The 16,853-nt window shown below is 73.7% G+C and carries 15 protein-coding genes and 1 pseudogene; 8 read left to right on the forward strand and 8 right to left on the reverse strand.

From position 1 onward, the window contains the following. Positions 1-95: 95 nt before the first annotated feature. On the reverse strand, positions 96-950 hold the full coding sequence (locus AB0H82_RS04830; RefSeq protein ID WP_362988845.1) for an NAD(P)H-binding protein: 855 nt from the start codon (positions 948-950) through the stop codon (positions 96-98). Positions 951-1,031: 81 nt separating this feature from the next. Here AB0H82_RS04830 and AB0H82_RS04835 point away from each other — a divergent pair, with 81 nt between their 5' ends. Both AB0H82_RS04835 and AB0H82_RS04840 read left to right on the forward strand, forming a co-directional pair. After that, positions 1,032-1,970 (forward strand): AraC family transcriptional regulator, encoded by a 939-nt coding sequence (locus AB0H82_RS04835; RefSeq protein ID WP_362988847.1) that lies wholly within the window; start codon positions 1,032-1,034, stop codon positions 1,968-1,970. Positions 1,971-2,033: 63 nt separating this feature from the next. Beyond that, positions 2,034-2,750 (forward strand): annotated as a pseudogene (locus AB0H82_RS04840) (DUF6597 domain-containing transcriptional factor); the annotation flags it as partial. On the opposite strand, the gene AB0H82_RS04845 reads toward AB0H82_RS04840, so the two are convergent. Beyond that, positions 2,745-3,161 (reverse strand): VOC family protein, encoded by a 417-nt coding sequence (locus AB0H82_RS04845; RefSeq protein WP_362989249.1) that lies wholly within the window; start codon positions 3,159-3,161, stop codon positions 2,745-2,747. The pseudogene AB0H82_RS04840 and the gene AB0H82_RS04845 overlap by 6 nt on opposite strands. 94 nt (positions 3,162-3,255) lie before the next feature. Here AB0H82_RS04845 and AB0H82_RS04850 point away from each other — a divergent pair, with 94 nt between their 5' ends. Continuing rightward, positions 3,256-3,666, forward strand: a complete 411-nt coding sequence (locus AB0H82_RS04850) for an NUDIX hydrolase (RefSeq protein ID WP_362988849.1) — start codon at positions 3,256-3,258, stop codon at positions 3,664-3,666. A gap of 8 nt (positions 3,667-3,674) precedes the next feature. On the opposite strand, the gene AB0H82_RS04855 is transcribed toward AB0H82_RS04850, so the two are convergent. Continuing rightward, positions 3,675-4,394: a hypothetical protein gene (locus tag AB0H82_RS04855; protein WP_362988851.1), complete on the reverse strand. Its 720-nt coding sequence runs from the start codon at positions 4,392-4,394 to the stop codon at positions 3,675-3,677. 35 nt (positions 4,395-4,429) lie between these two features. Continuing rightward, positions 4,430-5,839, reverse strand: a complete 1,410-nt coding sequence (locus AB0H82_RS04860) for a hypothetical protein (RefSeq protein WP_362988853.1) — start codon at positions 5,837-5,839, stop codon at positions 4,430-4,432. Between the two features lie 90 nt (positions 5,840-5,929). Between AB0H82_RS04860 and AB0H82_RS04865 the strand changes: the two genes are divergently transcribed. After that, entirely contained in the window at positions 5,930-6,700 is a 771-nt protein-coding gene (locus tag AB0H82_RS04865; RefSeq protein ID WP_362988855.1) for a dienelactone hydrolase family protein, read from the forward strand. Between the two features lie 32 nt (positions 6,701-6,732). On the opposite strand, the gene AB0H82_RS04870 is transcribed toward AB0H82_RS04865, so the two are convergent. Then, entirely contained in the window at positions 6,733-9,603 is a 2,871-nt protein-coding gene (locus AB0H82_RS04870; protein ID WP_362988856.1) for a glycoside hydrolase family 2 TIM barrel-domain containing protein, read from the reverse strand. Positions 9,604-9,718: 115 nt separating this feature from the next. Further along, complete coding sequence (locus AB0H82_RS04875; protein ID WP_362988858.1) at positions 9,719-10,303, reverse strand: helix-turn-helix domain-containing protein; 585 nt, start codon at positions 10,301-10,303, stop codon at positions 9,719-9,721. 87 nt (positions 10,304-10,390) lie between these two features. On the opposite strand from AB0H82_RS04875, the gene AB0H82_RS04880 reads away from it, so the two are divergent. The 4 genes from AB0H82_RS04880 (at position 10,391) to AB0H82_RS04895 (ending at position 15,382) form a co-directional block, all read left to right on the forward strand. Then, positions 10,391-11,284: an NADP-dependent oxidoreductase gene (locus AB0H82_RS04880; RefSeq protein ID WP_362988860.1), complete on the forward strand. Its 894-nt coding sequence runs from the start codon at positions 10,391-10,393 to the stop codon at positions 11,282-11,284. Positions 11,285-11,488: 204 nt separating this feature from the next. After that, positions 11,489-11,683, forward strand: coding sequence for a hypothetical protein (locus tag AB0H82_RS04885; RefSeq protein WP_362988862.1), 195 nt, complete (start codon positions 11,489-11,491; stop codon positions 11,681-11,683). Positions 11,684-11,694: 11 nt separating this feature from the next. Next, positions 11,695-12,396: a pyridoxamine 5'-phosphate oxidase family protein gene (locus tag AB0H82_RS04890; RefSeq protein ID WP_362988864.1), complete on the forward strand. Its 702-nt coding sequence runs from the start codon at positions 11,695-11,697 to the stop codon at positions 12,394-12,396. Positions 12,397-12,829: 433 nt separating this feature from the next. Continuing rightward, on the forward strand, positions 12,830-15,382 hold the full coding sequence (locus AB0H82_RS04895; protein WP_362989251.1) for a polysaccharide lyase family 8 super-sandwich domain-containing protein: 2,553 nt from the start codon (positions 12,830-12,832) through the stop codon (positions 15,380-15,382). A gap of 33 nt (positions 15,383-15,415) precedes the next feature. Here the strand turns inward: AB0H82_RS04895 and AB0H82_RS04900 are convergent, their stop codons facing one another. Together AB0H82_RS04900 and AB0H82_RS04905 are read right to left on the reverse strand one after the other, a co-directional pair. After that, on the reverse strand, positions 15,416-15,610 hold the full coding sequence (locus AB0H82_RS04900; protein WP_362989253.1) for a ferredoxin: 195 nt from the start codon (positions 15,608-15,610) through the stop codon (positions 15,416-15,418). A gap of 24 nt (positions 15,611-15,634) precedes the next feature. Further along, positions 15,635-16,852 carry a cytochrome P450 gene (locus tag AB0H82_RS04905; RefSeq protein WP_362988866.1) on the reverse strand — a complete coding sequence of 406 codons (1,218 nt, stop codon included), beginning with the start codon at positions 16,850-16,852 and terminating at the stop codon, positions 15,635-15,637. Position 16,853 lies beyond the last annotated feature (1 nt).

Here is a 16,853-nt window from a genome sequence, read left to right on the forward strand (position 1 = left end):
GCCCTGTCAGGGGCGCGGGGAACTGCGCGCTCAGCCCCCTCCCACCCGCAGCCGGGCCTGCGGAGCCCCGGAACCTCCCCCCCGGGGGCCGGGGCTCATGACGTCCAGGTACCGGCCCCGGCGCACTCATGGGCGAAGTCGGCGAAGTCCCTGGGCTCCCGGCCCAGTACCTCCCGCACCCCCTCCGAGAGCTTCGCGTTGCGGCCGTCGAGGTTCGTCTCGAACAGCTCGACCAGGAATTCCACCTCCCCGGCCGGCACCCCGAACCCGGCGAGAGCGGCCCCGTACTCACGGGCCGACACCGGCACGTACGTGATCTCCCGCCCGGCCGCCGCCGCGACCTCCGCCACCGCCTGCCGGAAGGAGAGGAGCCGCGGCCCGGTCAGGCCGAGGGTCCGGCCCGCGAACCGGTCGCCACCGGTCAGCGCTGCCACCACCACGTCCGCGATGTCCCGCGTGTCGATGAAGGGTTCGAGCACCTCACCGGCCGGGAAGACCAGCTCCCCGCCCCGCATCCCGTCGAGCAGCGGGCCCTCGCTGAGGTTCTGCGCGAACCAACTGGCCCGCACCACCGTCCACTCCGCCCCCGACTCCCGCACGGCCCGCTCCGTCGCGTGCGCCTGCTCCTCGCCCCGCGCCGAGAGCAGCGTGAGCCGCCGTACGCCGAGGGCGACCGCCTGCCGTGCGAACGCGCCGACCGCTTCGGCCGCGCCGGGCGCCCCGACGTCCGGCAGATACGCGAGGTGCGCGGCGTCCGCGCCCCGCAGCGCGTCCGCCCAGGTCGACCGGTCCGCCCAGTCGAACCGCACCGCGCCGGACCGCGAAGCCGCCCGCACCGTGAGGCCCGCGGCCCCGGCCGTCTCCACCACCCGGCGGCCCACCCGCCCGCTCGCCCCCGTCACCAGAACCGTCATGCCCGCCATGTCCGTCGTGTTCCCCGTGTTCGTCATGTACGGCAGTCAACCGGCGGGCGCGTCGAGGGACCATCGGTGAGGAGCTCACCCCCATACGCGTGCGTCTACGCTGCCGTCATGGACGTACTGGCCGGACTGCTGGAAGGACCGCGGGCGCGCGGCGCCTTCATGATCCGCGCGCTCTTCGACCCGCCCTGGTCCGTCCGCATCGCGGACGAGGCGCCCCTCTCCGTCATGGTCATGGTGCGCGGCACCGCCTGGATCGTCCCCGCGGACGGGGCGCCCGCCCAGCGCATCGGCCCCGGCGACCTCGCCATCGCCCGCGGCCCCGGCCACTACACCTGCGCCGGCGAGGTCACCACCGTGCCCTTCGCCGAGATCCGGCCGGGGCAGCAGTGCGTGCCGCTCGACGGCGCCCCCGTCGCGCGCTACCGGGACCTGGGCCCGCGCGCCTGGGGCGAGTCGCACGACGGCTCCGTGGAGATGCTGATCGGCACCTATCAGCTGCGGGGCGAGCTCACCGGACGCCTCCTCGACGCGCTGCCGCCGCTGCTCGTGCTGCCCACCGAGGTGTGGGACTGCCCGCTCACACCGCTGCTCGCCGACGAGATCCGCAAGGACGAACCGGGCCAGGACGTCGTCCTCGACCGGCTCCTCGACCTGCTCCTGATCGCCGCGCTGCGCGCCTGGTTCTCCCGCCCCGAGGCGGCGGCCCCCGCCTGGTACCTGGCGCTGGGCGACCCGGTCGTGGGCCGCGCGCTGCGCCTGCTCCAGGACGACCCGGCGCACCCCTGGACCATCGCGGACCTCGCGGCGAAGGCGGGCGTCTCACGGGCCGCGTTGGCCCGGCGGTTCGCGGAGCTCGTGGGGGAGCCCCCGATGACGTACCTGACGAACTGGCGGCTCGCGCTCGCCGCCGACCTGCTGCGCGACAGCGAGCTGACCATCGGCGCGATAGCCCGCAGAGTCGGCTACGGCAGCGCGTTCGCACTCTCCGGCGCCTTCAAGCGGGTCCACGGCATCAGCCCCCAGGAACACCGCACCCGCGCGGCGTAGCTTTTCGGCGCGTGCGGGGGCGGTCCCGTGGAGGCAGTGGCCGGGCGGCGTAGCCTTTTGTGCGTGAGGGGCGAGGAGGCCGGGGGTGGTGGTGCGGGTGGCTACCGGGAGCGGCCGGCCGCGGTGCGTGGTGCGGTCGTGTGGACCCGGGTCGCCACGGGCGTGCCCGGCGCCACCCGGCCGGTGCTGCCCGACGGGTGCATGGACCTGCTGTGGACCGAGGGCAGGCTGTTCGTCGCGGGTCCCGACACCCGCGCGTACGACCCTGAGGGCGGGCCGGGACGGTATGTCGGCATCCGCTTCCGTCCCGGCACCGCCCCGGCCTTCCTGGGCGTGCCCGCCCACGAACTGCGCGACCGGCGGGTGGAGCTCGCCGACCTGTGGACCGCGGCCGAGGCGCGCCGCCTCACCGAGCGCGTGGACGCCGCGCGCGACCCCGTGGCCGCCCTGGAGGCGGTCGCGAAGGACCGGGCCGCCGCCACCGAGCCCCCGGACCCGCTCATCGCCCACGTCGTCAGGTCGCTGAGCGCGGGCAACTCGGTCGCGCGGACCGCGGCGGACGCGGGCGTCAACGCCCGTCTGCTGCACCGCCGTTCGCTGCCCGCGTTCGGCTACGGCCCCAAGACGCTGGCCCGGGTGCTGCGCCTGCAGCGGGCCCTCGCACTGGCCCGCGCGGGCCTGCCGTACGCGGAGACGGCCGCCGCCGCAGGCTTCGCCGACCAGGCCCATCTCGCTCGTGACGTCAGGGAATTCACGGGGCTGCCGCTGAGTCGCCTACTGGCCCAGAGGCGCGAAGAGGTCGACGCCGTTGCCGTCCGGGTCGAGGACGACGGCGTACCGCTGGCCCCAGGGCGCGTCGAACGGCTTGAGCTCGCTCACGTACCCCGCGCCCGTCATGTCCTCGTGCACGGCGTCGACCCCGGCGGGCGTGCCGCAGTGGAAGGCGAGCCCGATCCGGCCCGCACCCGCGGGCGGCCGCCAGCCCGGGTGGAAGGACCGGATGGTGTCCTCCGTGTCGAGGGCCAGGCGCAGACCGCCGGGGAGCGCCGCCTCGACGTGCGGCGCGCTCTCCGACCCGGCGGGGAACTCCAGGCCGAGCCGGCGGTAGAAGGCGAGCGACACGGCCAGGTCGGAGACGACGAGACCGATCAGGTCGAACCGGGGAGCGGGTGACTTCGGTGTGCTGTTCATGCCCGGCAGCGTAGGCAGCGGTTCCGCGCCAGGTCTTGAAGGAATCGGACAGCCCGACTGTCACGGCCCCCGAATCCCCGCTACGTTGGAAGGCATGGACTATCCCGGTGACAACCGGCTCGCGGCGGCCGTCGTGATGCACCGCCACCGTGTGCTGCTCGTGCGACGCAGCCGGACCGAGCGATTCCTGCCCGGTGTGTGGGGTGTTCCGTGCGGGAAGCTGGAGCCCGAGGAGAGTCCCGGGGACGGCGTCCTGAGAGAGCTCAAGGAAGAGACGGGCCTGCTCGGCCAGGTCCTCCGCAAGGTCGGCGAGTCCTCCTTCGTCAGCACCTACCGCGGGCACGAGGTGAAGAACTGGCAGGACAACTTCCTGGTCCGCCCCCTCACCTTCGACGTGACCCTGCCCCTGCCCGACCAGGACCACCGCTGGCTCGCCCCCGCCGACCTCGGCACGGTCCGGATCGACGACTACAACCGCGAGATCGTCCGCCAGGCCCTCGCCTGAGCGACGCGTCAGCCGAGCAGCTCGGCCAGCGTCGACAGCTCCGCCAGATAGTCGTTCACCTCCAAAGGCTTCTTCGCCACCGCCCGGCCCCCCACGTCCGGCCCCGCGAACACGTCCGTGTACCGCCGCCGCCCCGCCCCCGTCTCCAGGAACAGCGAGACCGCGGGCCCCGGCGAGGCGCACCACGCCCGGTGCAGCACGTGCGGCGGCAGCGCGTAGCCGCTCCCGGCCGCGTACAGCGCGGTCTGCGTGAGGCGCAGCCGCGCCCCGCCCGCAGGTTCCAGGAGCCAGTCGCCGTCCTCGCCCGCGAGGGACTCCCGGTACCAGGACGTCGCGACCCCCTCGCCGGCGGCGGGACCCGCGCGCTCGTACAGGTCCACGCCGAGGGCGCCCCGCACCACGTAGGAGGCCAGCGGGGAGCGGTGGTTGTGGATGTCCTCGCGCGTGTCCCGGCCCGGATGCCACACGTGCGCGCGCAGCATGTGGCGCGGGCCGCCGTCGATCAGGAGCAGCTTGTCGAAGCCGAGGATGTGGCGGTACGAGAGGAGCGCGCGTCCCGAGGGGTCGCCCGTGCCGCCCGCCAGCTCACGGATCAGCGGCACCAGGCGCCCCGGGGCGCCCAGTTCGGCGACGGCCGCGCGGGCCGCCCGCAGCAGCTCGTCCCCCGTCGACCGGTCCAGCGTCTCCGCCAGGAGCCGCTCCGCGTCGTGGACGTGCCGACCGCCCAATGCACTCTCCCCCTCGTCCACGCGCCCGCCGGCGTTCAGCCGCCCGGCTGATACATCCATACGGCATGCGCCCGCAGGGCGGAAAGGCCTTGATAGGTCATCCACAGCGGGTAGGCGAGATCGACCCCGCCCCACGTCCAGATCCCGTTGTCCTGCTGCCGCCACACGGACGCGACCGCACCCGCCAGCATCTCCTGCCGGACCGCTTCCCTCTCCTCGTCGGCGGCGACCGCGGGGACGTCCGGGGTGAGCAGCGCCCGCACCACCCAGGCCGCCGAGAAGTGCCGCACGGAGAGCACCTCGTGGCGCGAGGCGTCGACGGGGTGCGGACGGCGCACCGTCTCGTGACCGCTCTCCAGGTCGTCGCAGCCGTCGTGCGCGGGCCCGGGGCAGGAGAGCAGCCAGCGGATGCCCTCCTCGCGGGTGGCGCGGGCGTTCGCGTCCTCGCCGAGCACCCGCGCCGCCCGGTCGAGGGCGACGACGGCCTGCGCGGTGTGCACGGCCGACGGCGCCACCGCCCTGCCGCGCGGCGGGGTGAGCCGGGAGCCCCAGCAGCGCCGGTGCCCGCGCGCCGGATCGGTGACGGCCCCGTCGACGAGCGCGTCCCGCAGGAGCGGCAGGGCGGGCGAGTCGGGCGCGGCGCGCAGCAGCCCGCGCAGCATCGTGGTCACGACGTGCGTCAACTCCACACCGGCGGGCTCCAGTTCGTGGCTGAACCGCTCGGTGCACCGCTCCGCCTCCGTGGCGAGGAGGTGCGGGTCGGCGCCCGCCCGGGCGAGTGCGCCGAGCACGAGCGCGGTCACCTCGGGGCGCCCCACCGAGCCCTGCGAGCGGGCGGCCCAGCCACCCTCGGGCAGCCGCAGCCGCCACAGCGTCCGCACGAGCTCGGACGCGCGCAACCTCCCGTCCGGCATGCCGAGTTCGAGGGCGATGTGCAGTCCGTACGCGGTGCCGGTCGCAGTCGGCCGCACCGGTCCTGACTGCTCGTCGAGGGCGTGCGGCCAGCCCACGAGGCGGCCGCGCAGCGGGTCGTCGAAGACCGCGAGGCGGTCGGCGAGCGTGGTGTACGTGGCGGCGGAGAGCCCCGGCAGCGGTCCCGGCACCACCGGTTCCGCCGCGCCGGCGGCCACCCCCGCCGCAGGGCGGCGCGGCGAAGGAACCCCGCCCAGGTCACCGCCCGCCCTGTCGTCCGCCCTGTCGGCGGCCGACGCCCGCGCCCGCAGCAGCGCACCGGCCAGCCAGGCGGAGATCCCCGTCCCGAGGCCGCTGACCACGGCCAGCGAATAGCGGGCCGTGTCCCCGAAGAGCCCGTCGGGCAGCAGTCCCACCAGCGCCTGGAAGACGGCGTACCCCACGGCGACGGGACCGAATGTGCCCAGCCACGCCACGAGCCGCCCGGGCCGACCGGTGGGGTCTGTGTTTCCGCGCATGGGTGCTGTAGGCATGAACTCCACTTACCCATCAGGCACTTGTGACGAAAGGGAGTGAGCGCCGTGCCCGGTTCGGAACCGACAGCGGACCTCACAGGATGGCATGTGACCCCGTTCACGGGGGCCGGCCTCACGCATGATGTCTACGAGAAGGGGACAGGCCCCGGCGTCGTCCTGGTTCCCGAGATCCCCGGTGTGCATCCCGGTGTCCTCGGTCTCGGCGAGCACCTGGTGGAACAGGGCTTCACCGTCGCGATCCCGTCCCCCTTCGGCGAACCGGGCCGCCCGCTCTCCACACCGTACGTCCTCGGTGTCTTCGGCCGGGTCTGCGTCGCCGCCGAGTTCCGCGCCTTCGCCACCAACGCCCGGCGCCCCTTCGCGGACCACCTTCGCGCGCTCGCCCGGGATCTGGCGTCCCGCACGCCGGGCCCGGGCGTCGGCGTCATCGGCATGTGCTTCACGGGCGGCTTCGCGCTGGCCGCCGCCACGGAGGAGGCCGTCCTCGCCCCCGTGCTCAGCCAGCCCTCGCTGCCGCTCCCGGTGAGCGCCGCGCGGCGGGTCGACCCGGGCCTGTCCCGCGCCGAGTTCGACACGGTCGTGGCCCGCACCAGGAGCGACGGCCTGTGCGCGCTCGGCCTGCGCTTCAGCGAGGACAAGCTGGTCCCGCGCGACCGCTTCGCCACCCTGCGCCGCCACTTCGGCGACGCGTTCGAGGTCGTCGAACTGGACTCGTCGCCGGGCAACCCGACGGGCTTCGCGAAGTCGGCGCACTCCGTCCTCACGGAGGAGGTCCGCGAGCAGCCCGGCCACCCCGCGTACGCAGCGCGCGAACGGGTCGTCGAGTTCCTGCGGGAACGCCTGACGACCGACGGGTGACCGGACGGCGCCCGGTTCGGTGCTCCCCGGGCTCAGTCGTCGAACAGTGAGAAGACGCAGCTCAGGGAGGACGGCCGGGGTGTCGCGCGGAGTTCGTACTGCGGCAGGACGCCGGGGCCGCACGACTGCGTGCCGATGCCGTGCCGGGCGATGTCGAGGTTGACCCAGACCGTGTCGCCGGGCGAGAGGTCGGTGCGGTGCCGGGCGGCGTCGAGCTGCTCGGTCGTCCAGCGCCGGACGGTGAACGCGGGGGCGCCGTCGCTCTCGACGCGCAGCCCGCCGACCTCCGCCCAGCGGACGGCGGGGCGGGCCCCGTTCTCCTGCGGGCGCACGTACGGCGTCTGCATCGCGTCGACGTCCGACTCCCAGACGCCGATCAGCGAGGCGGCCGCGGTGTCGGGATAGGCCTCGCCGGGCCCGCCGCCGAACCACCGCACCCGCCCGGACGCGCCGGGCAGCCCGAAGCGGATGCCGAGGCGCGGCAGCGGCACGGGCCAGTCGCCCTCCGGCGTCACGGACATCCGCAGCAGCAGCTTGCCGCCGTCCGACGCCCAGTGGTACTCCGTGCGCAGCGCCAGGTCGCTCGCCGCGGGCGCCACCCGGGTCCGTACGGTCAGCCCTTCGCCGGTCGTCTCGACGGAGTCGACGCGGTGCCGCATCCGGTGGAGGCCGTGCCTGCGCCAGAGCGAGGCCACGGACGGCTCGGGCCGCCACGGCATGCCGTTGTCGTTGTCGGTGGGGGCCCGCCACACGTCGAGGCGCAGCTCCCTGACCTCGCGGCCGTGGAAGGTGAGGAGCGAGCCGGTGCGGGCGTCGAAGTCCGCGGCACCGAGCGTGACGCGCCGGCCGCCCGCGTCGCGCACGGGTGCTGCGCCGCCGGGCACGGGCAGCACCATGCCGTACTCGACGGGCAGCTGCGCCCACGCCACCACATGGCCCTTCGGTGCCCACGCGGTGTCCTCGGCGAGCGACGCCCGCACCGTCCACTGCGTCTCGGCGTCCGGGTTCCTGGGCGGCGGGGGCGGCAGTTTCACCTCCGTGCGTTCGCCGGGGCCGACCGGCGGCACCGTGAGGACGCCGTCCGCGACGGTCGTGCCGTCCTTCTCGTACGACCAGGTGAAGGCGAGGTGGGAGAGGCCGGCGAAGTCGTGGAGGTTGGTGATCGCGACCGTACCCGCGCGGCCGTCGCCCTCGATCCGGACCGGCTCGACCACCTTCTTGTACTCGACGAGACCGGGGGACGGCGTCCGGTCGGGGAAGACCAGGCCGTCGCAGACGAAGTTGCCGTCGTGCAGCTCCTCGCCGAAGTCACCGCCGTACGCGTAGTCGTACGCGGGGTGCGCGATGCCGTGGTCGATCCACTCCCAGACGAAGCCGCCCTGGAGCCGGCCGTACGTCTCGAACAGCCGCTGGTACTCGCTGAGTCCGCCGGGTCCGTTGCCCATGGCGTGCGCGTACTCGCAGAGGATGAACGGCAGCCGGCGCCGCTCCTTCGGTCCCTCGTCCTCGCCCCGGCCGATGCGCTCGACCTCGGCGTGGTCGGCGTACATCCGGGAGTACACGTCGGTGTCCTCGCAGGACGCGTCGCCCTCGTAGTGGAGGAGGCGGCTGCCGTCCCGGGCGCGGATCCACTCGGCCATGGCGGTCAGGCCGCGGCCCGTCCCGCACTCGTTGCCGAGCGACCAGAGGATCACCGAGGCGTGGTTCTTGTCGCGCTCGACCATGCGGGCGGCGCGGTCCAGGAGGGCGGGCGTCCAGCGGTCGTCGTCGACCGGGTTGCCGCGCCAGCCCACCGCCTGGAAGCCGTGGGTCTCCAGGTCGCACTCGTCGACGACCCAGAGGCCGAATTCGTCGCAGAGGTCGAGGAAGGCGGGGTGCGGCGGGTAGTGGCTGGTGCGGACGGCGTTGATGTTGTGACGCTTCATCAGCAGCACGTCGGCGCGCATGGTTTCGAGGTCGAGGGCGCGGCCCGTGCGGGGGTGGAACTCGTGGCGGTTCACGCCGCGGAAGAGGACGGGACGGCCGTTGACCTTGATGAGGCCGTCCTCGACGGCGACCGTGCGGAAGCCGATCCGCAGCGGGATCCGCTCGCCGGGTGTGGCGAGCGTCGCGTCGTACAGCCGGGGCGTCTCGGCCGTCCACGGCTCGACGGCGACGGTGACCTGCTCGCCGGTCGGTACATCGATGCCCAACTCGGCGACGGTGACGCGCCCTTGGACCTCCGAGTCGACCTGGAGAGTGCCCGTCCCCGTGCGGTGGTCGTACGCGGCGTGGACGAAGAAGTCGCGGGCGCAGCCCTCGGGCCGGTGCAGCAGCGTCACGTCGCGGAAGATGCCCGGCAGCCACCACTGGTCCTGGTCCTCCAGGTAGGAACCGGCGGACCACTGGTGGACGCGGACCGCGAGGACGTTGCCTTCGGGCCGCAGCAGCTCGCCGACGGCGAACTCGTGGGGGAGCCGTGAACCCTTGAAGTCGCCGAGCTCCGTGCCGTTCAGCCAGACGCGGGCACAGGACTCGACGCCGTCGAAGCGCAGGACGGCGGCGCCGTCCCGCGGCCAGTCGGCGGGCAGGTCGAAGAGGCGCAGATGGTCGCCGGTCGGGTTCTCGGTGGGCACGCGGGGCGGGTCGAGGGGGAACGGGTAGAGCTGGTTGGTGTAGTGGGGCGCGCCGTGGCCCTGCAGCACCCAGTGGCCGGGCACGGCGATCTCGCCCCAGGCGTCCGCGGCGCCGGGGTCGTACCCGTCGGCGGCGAACGCGTCGTCCTCGGCGTCGGCCGTGGGGGAGAGGCGGAAACGCCATGGGCCGTTGAGGGAGAGGCGGGCGGCGTCCGACGTCGCGTACCACGCGCGGGGCGGGAGGGCGCCGGTGCCGGGGGACACGTCCTCGTGGTGGGGAAGCTCCATGGGCTCCATGAGACCGCGCGGGGGCCGGGGGCCGCCATCGTCCCGGGCCGGAAGTCGTTGGATTCTTCGCCCCCGACTTGGACCCGCCACGCCACGGGCCCCTCGGAGCCTGTCTTCAGGAAGGGCCGGTGGCCTCCCAGGCCGCTTCGATCATGCGGAAGATCTCGTCCACCGCGGCCTCGGGGTCGTCCGCCTCGCGGGCCACCGAGAAGGCGTCGATCGCGAACCTCGCGATCGCCCGGCAGGCCGTCGCGGTCCGCGAAAGGCCGGGCTCGGCGGCGATGGCCGTCGCCAGCGACTCCGCGTGGCGCAGCCGCATCGACTCCTCGTACTTCCGCAGGGCGGCCGACTCGTCGATCATGCGCCAGATCGGGGCGGCGCCGTCCGCCGTGCAGTGCCGCACCAGTGCGTGGATCTCGCGGCGCAGCGCGGGGACGAGCGGTTCGTGCGGCGCCCGGTCGGTGACCGCCCGCGCGAGGCGCTGTTCGAAGTCCTCGTCCTGCTCGAACACCAGCGCCTCTTTCGAGGCGAAGTGGGAGAAGACCGTGGTCACGGCCACATCGGCCTCGGCGGCCACGTCCCGGATGCCCACCGCCTCGTATCCGCGTTCGAGGAAGAGCCGCAGGGCGGTGTCGGCGATCTTCTGGCGGGTGGCGGCCTTCTTGCGCTCGCGGCGTCCGGTCGGCACGGGTGCGGTCATGCGCTGACGCTACCAAATGCAAAGGTGTAACCGTTATGGAAAGCTAACCGTTGTGTAGCGCTAACGGTTAGTGCTACGTTCCGCCGCATGAAGAAAGTGAGCTTCGCCGAGTTCGGCGGCCCGGACGTCCTCCACCTCATCGACGCCGAGGAGCCCCACGCGGGCCCCGGCCACATACGCATCGCCGTGCGGGCGGCGGGCGTGAACCCCGTCGACTGGCGGGTCAGGGAGGGCCAGGTCCTGTCGGCCCACCCGACCGAGCTGCCCGCCGGAGTCGGGCTGGACGCCGCCGGGGTGGTGGACGAGGTCGGCGAGGGCGTGGAAGGGGTGCGGGTCGGCGACCACGTGTTCGGCGAAGGGGCGAGCACGTACGCGGAGTTCGCCGTGCTGTCGGCGTGGGCGCCGATGCCGGAGGGGCTGACGTTCGAAGAGGCGGCCGGGTACCCCTCCGTGGTGGAGACCGCGCTGCGCGTCCTCCGCGAGGTCGGCGTGCGGCCCGGGCAGACGCTGCTGGTCAGCGGGGCGTCCGGGGGAGTGGGATCGGCGGTGCTGCAGATCGCCCGCGAGCGCGGCATCACGGTCATCGGCACGGCGGGCGCCGCGAACCAGGACTACCTGCGGGGCCTGGGCGCCCTCGCCACGACGTACGGGGAGGGATGGGTCGAGCGGGTGCGCGGGCTCGGCCGGGTCGACGCGGCCCTCGACCTCGCGGGCTCGGGCGTGCTCCGCGAACTCGTCGAGCTGACCGGGGACCCGCGGAAGGTGATCTCCATCGCCGACCTCACGGCGCCGGAGCACGGCGTCCGGTTCTCCGGCACGGCCGGGAGCGTGCCGGACGCACTCGCCGAGGCCGCCGACCTCATCGCACGGGGAAGGCTCCACATCCCGGTCGACACGTCGTACGCGCTGGCCGATGCCGCGGCGGCACACATCGACAGCCAGGCCGGCCATACGCGCGGGCGCCGGGTACTGGTCGTCTGACAGGGGGCGGCCGCCTCGGCCTCCCCCGCGGGGCGGAGGTAGCCGCGACTTCTGGACGATGCGGGGGTACGGGGCGGAAGGCGACGCTCAAGACGCGTGCAACCGCACGCATCACAGCCGTGCCGTGCGGCGCCACGCATGACATGCCGTGCGGCGCCACCCATGACATGCCGTGCCGTCACACACTGAGATCGGAGCCCGACCGTGCTGAAGTGGACCCTGCGTGCCGTCGCCGCCCTCGTCATCGTCGCCGCGATCGCCACGCCTGTCGCCGTCCCCGCGCCTGACGCACCCTACGCACCCGAGGCGGCGGTCGCCGCACCCGCACCCTCATCCGCACCGGACGCGCCCGCAGCCATCGCCGCCCTGTCCGCGTCGTCCGCCCTCGACGCTCGGTAACTTGTCCCGTCGTGAACGACGACCATGAGCAGCCCCAGCCCCAGCCCCTCCCCGCAGCCCTGCCCGTCACCGACCGCACCCGCCACCGCCGCCTGCGCGAGCACGGGAGTCTGGACCGCGCCGACCTGGAGGCGATCCTCGACGCGGGGTTCGTCTGCCACCTCGGCGTCGTCGTCGACGGCCACCCGATGGTCGTGCCCACCGTGTACGGCCGTGACGACACCCACCTCTTCCTGCACGGGTCCGTCGCCAGCCGCAGTCTGGCGGCGGACCCCGAGGCGCCGGTCTGCGTCACCGTCACGCACATCGACGGGCTGATACTCGCCCGTTCGGTGTTCGAGCACGGCGTCGGCTACCGCAGTGCGATGATCCACGGCGTCCCGCGCCGGGTGACCGACCCCGAGGAGAAGCTGCGCGGCCTGCGTCTCCTCACCGAGCACGCGACGCCCGGCCAGTGGGACTACGCCCGTCGCCCCAGCCGCAAGGAACTCGCCGCGACCACCCTGCTGGCCCTCTCCCTCGCGGAGGCCTCGGTCAAGGTGGCGGCAGGTCCACCGGACGACGGTGACGGCCCGGACGCCGAGCTCGACGTCTGGGCGGGGAACCTGCCGCTGACGGCCACTTGGGGCGAACCGGTGCCGGACCCCCTGCTGCGGGCGGGGATCGCGCCGCCGTCGCACATCGCGGGGCGGGCCGGGACTCGGCAGGGCTGAGGGAGGCCGCCCCCGGGCGGCCGGCGAGCCGCTCGGCCCTCGGTACGTCGTACTCGTCCGTCTCGTACTCGTCCGTCTCGTACCCGTCCGCCTCGGACGGCAGCTCCGCCGACCAGAGCAGGTCCCGCGTCGACCGGCCCCGCCCCTCCAGCCCTTCGGGCAGTCCACGAGCAGGGAGGCCGCCGGCCAGGTGCGCCGCCGCGCCGTGCGCGGCGCGCCTCCCTCGGGCATGGCGCTCCCCTTCCCCCCGTGCACGGCACCATGATCGGGTGGACGCTCTCCACCACCCGCGACACCACCGCGGCCCGGGACCTTGTCCGCGGTGGGGACGTCTGCTTGACTCCGCTCGCCGCACGCCCTCTGGAACGCCACGTACCAAGCCGCCCGGAACGCCACGTATGCCGTACGCCGTATGTCGTCGTTGGAGGCCGCCATGGAGCTCACCCGCAGACGCCTGCTGTCCGCCCTGTCGGCCGCCGGTCTCCTGGCGGTGGTCCCCGTGGGCCGGCCGACCGCCGCCGCGAGCGAGGCGGGCCGCGCCCGGCTCCTCGCCAATACCGTGGCGGTCTTCGCCGGTACCGCCGCGTCCAACGCGCGCCCCGAGACGGCCGCGAAGCTCGCCGCCGTCGAACGGACCGCGCGGGCCAACCTGAAGGCGATGGACGACGCGGGCGCGGGCGAGCTCTTCGCGGGCCTGGTGCTCGGCACCGACGAGGCCAACCTGAACACCGCCTACCGCAGGCTGTACGAGACCGCCCTCGCCACCCGTACGCCCGGCCTCCCCGCCGACCTGTACGGCAGCCGGGCCGTGCGGCGCCGGGTGATCGACGGCCTCGCCTGGCTGCACGAGCGCTACTACGGGGACCAGTCCAAGGGCTACTACGGCAACTGGTTCCACTGGGAGATCGGCATCTCGCAGCACGTCAGCAGGACGCTCGTCCTGCTCGCCGACGACGTGGCCGCACACCGCCCCGACCTGCTGCCCGCCTACGTCGCCTCGATGGACGCCTACCTGCGCAACGGCACCGACGGCGACGTGGACCTCGACTCGCGCTTCCACACGGGGGCCAACCTCGCCGACATCACCACCAACCGGATCCTCCAGGGCGCGCTCCTCGGCGAGCCGGGGGAGGCCCGGATCCGCAAGGCCCTCACCGACCAGCTGACGGTCTTCCTCACCATCGACCCCTACCGGCTGCGGCACGGCGTGACGGACGGCCACTACGCCGACGGCTCCTTCATCCAGCACGCGTCCGTCGCGTACACCGGCTCGTACGGGAAGGGCCTGCTCACCCGCGTCGTGCAGACCCTCAAGATCCTCGAAGGCACCGGGTTCGCGCACGGCGAGGAGCTCGTGCCGACCGTGTACGGCTGGGTACGGAACGGTTTCGCCCCGCTGATCTTCGAGGGCTGGATGATGGAGATCGTCAAGGGCCGGGCGGTGTCGCGCCCCGACTCCGGGTACACCGACGTGGCGGTGGTCGTCGAGGCCGTCGTCGACCTCTCCTCACTCGCGACGGGCGCCGCGGCCACCGCCCTCAAGAGCTACGTGAAGCACGTCAGGGCCACCTCGCGCACCGCCCTCGACCCGGCCCGCTTCGTCTCACCGGTCAGCGTCGTCCGCTACGCCGACATCCTCGGCGACACCACCGTCCCGCCCGCCGACCTCAACCCGGCCGCGCGCAGCGTCGCGTTCAACGCCATGGACAAGACCGTGCACCGCAGACCGGGTTACGCCTTCGCGCTCGCGCGGAGCTCCGGCCGGATCAGCAAGTACGAGTACATGAGCGGTGAGAACCTCATGCCGTGGTTCCAGGGCGACGGCGCGTACTACCTCTACCTCTCCGGGCAGGACCAGACCCGGGCGTACGGCGTCGACCACTACACCACCGTCTCGCCGTACGGCCTCGCGGGCGTCACCGCACCGGTCGAACAGCGGCGTACGGTACCGGAGTTGTACGGCAAGCCGTTCTACGACAACCCCGGCCACCCCCTCCATTTCACCTCGTCCTCCGAGTCGCAGAACAAGTACGTCTACTTCCCGCGCGGCACCGACCGGTACTCGGGCGGCGCCGTCCTCGGGGCGTACGGCGCGGCGGGGATGGTGCAGTCCGACGACGCGGCGTACCGCGACCGGGCGCTGCTGCCCGACGACTTCGTGGTGTACCGGAACGCGACGGCGACGAAGTCGTGGTTCCTGCTCGACGAGGAGATCGTGGTGCTCGCCGCCGACGTCGGCGACCCCGCGGGCAGGGCCGTCACCACGACGATCGACGCCCGCACCGCGGCCGCCGACGACCGGATCACGCTCACCGGCGCGCTCCGCGACGGCCGCCCCTGGACCGGCCCGGGCACCGCCGACCTGCGCTGGCTGCGCTACGCCAATGCCACGGAGGGCACCGCGGTCGGCTATGTCCTCCTCGACACCCCACGGGTGCGGGTCTCCCTGGACCGGGTCACCCGCAGCCGCAGGGTCGTGCGCACCGCCAACCCCGATACGCAGGTGACGCGTTCGGTGTTCGGCGTCACCGTCGACGGGGCGGCGGGCGCCCGGCCCGCGCGCCTGGCCTACGCGTTGGTGCCGAACGCCGACGACGACCGGTTGCGCGCCCACCGCCACGGGCCGATCGAGGTCCTCGCCAACTCCCGTCACCTGCAAGTCGTCTCGCACGCGGGGCTCGGCATCACGGCCGCCAACGCCTTCACCCGGGGATGGCACGAGACAGCGGGCCTGCGCGTGCACGGCCCTGCCTCGGTCATCGTGCGCCGCGAGGCCGCGAAGGGGCGGCGCGGGACGGTCTCCGTCGCGGTGTCCGATCCGACGACGGACCGGAGCACCGTGACGGTCCTGCTCCGCGGCCGCCCCCTGCGCAAGGTGACCGCGGACCCGCAGATCCGGGTGCGCAGGGCTCCCGGCGGCACCCGCATCGAAGTGGACACGCACCATGCGTACGGCAGGAGCTTCACGGCCACGCTCGGCGAGTGAAGTCGCTTGGTGAACCGCCGGGTTGACGGGAGGTCAGCTCGGCTCGACGCTGATGGCCTGCACCGGGCACGCCCGCGCGGCCTCCCGTACCAGCGGGTCCCCGCCGCCGTCCCGGCGGCCGGGCAGCACCTCGCTGAGGCCGTCGTCGTCCTGGGTGAAGACGCTCGGCGCGGTGAGCGCGCACATGCCCGCGCCCACGCACCGGTCCTTGTCGACGTGGATCGTCACGCGCTCCAGCTCCACGGCCGCCCCCTACCAGGTGACGGGGAGTTCGAGCATCCCCTGGATCGTGTCGCCGGGCTTGAAGGGGATGTCCTCCGGAGGCGCCGCGAGGCGCAGCCCCGGCAGGCGCTCGAAGAGGGTCCCGAGCGCGATCTCCATCTCGGCCCGTGCGAGGTTCTGGCCCAGGCACTGGTGGATGCCGAAGCCGAAGGCGAGGTGGTGCCGGTCGGGACGGTGCCAGTCCAGGTCCTCCGGGCCCTTGTACACCGTGCCGTCACGGTTGATGAGGGACGTGGCGAAGATGACGCCGTCGTGCTCGCGGATGGTGCCGGCGGAGGTCTCGATGTCCTCCTTCGCCACCCGCAGCAGCCCGTCCGCGATGGACAGGAAGCGCAGCAGCTCCTCGACCGCGGCCGGCATCAGCGGCGGGTCGGCGCGCAGCCCGGCGCGCAGTTCGGCGAACCGCTCGGGGTGCTGGAGCAGCGTGAACGTGCCGAGGGAGATCATGTTCGCCGTGGTCTCGTGCCCGGCGATCAACAGGATGGTCGCGAGCCTGACCAGCTCCTCCCGGTCCACCGCGCCCGACGCGAGCTGCCGCTGGATGAGCTCGTCGAGCAGCCCGTCGCCCGGCTCTTCGCGCTTGAGGTCGATCAACTCGTAGAAGTACGCGTCCAGTTCCTCCCGCGCCCGCTGGGTGTCGTCGGCGGTGGGGCCGCGCAGCAGCCGCCGCGACTGCTCCTCGAAGAACTCGTGGTCGGCGTAGGGCACCCCCAGCAGGGCGCAGATGACCATCGAGGGGACGGGCAGCGCGAACGCGCTCACCAGCTCGGCGGGCGGCCCCTGTTCGACCATGTCGTCGAGGAGCAGGTCGACCGTCGCCTGGATCTGCGGTCGCAGGGCCGCGATGCGCTTGACGGAGAAGCTGGGGATCAGCATCCGGCGCTGTGTGCTGTGCTCCGGGTCGTCGACGCCGAGCAGGGCGACGCGGCGGTCGCGCTGCCGGGCGAAGCGTTCGGTCGGGATGGGGAAGGCCGCGTTCTCGCGGTCGGCGGAGAGCCGCGGGTCGACGAGCAGTTCACGTGCCGCGGCCCGGCCGGTGACCAGCCAGACGGAGCGGCCGTCGAACAGTCTGACGCGGGAGAACGGCGGGTCCTCGCGCAGCGGTGCGTAGGCGGTGGGCGGGTGGTACGGGCACGTGCGGTCCTGGGGGAAGGCGATGGTTGCGGTCGGCTTCGTTGTCTCCGTCATG

Origin of the sequence: Streptomyces sp. NPDC050732 (genome assembly GCF_040654255.1) — a bacterium.
Lineage (GTDB): Bacteria > Actinomycetota > Actinomycetes > Streptomycetales > Streptomycetaceae > Streptomyces.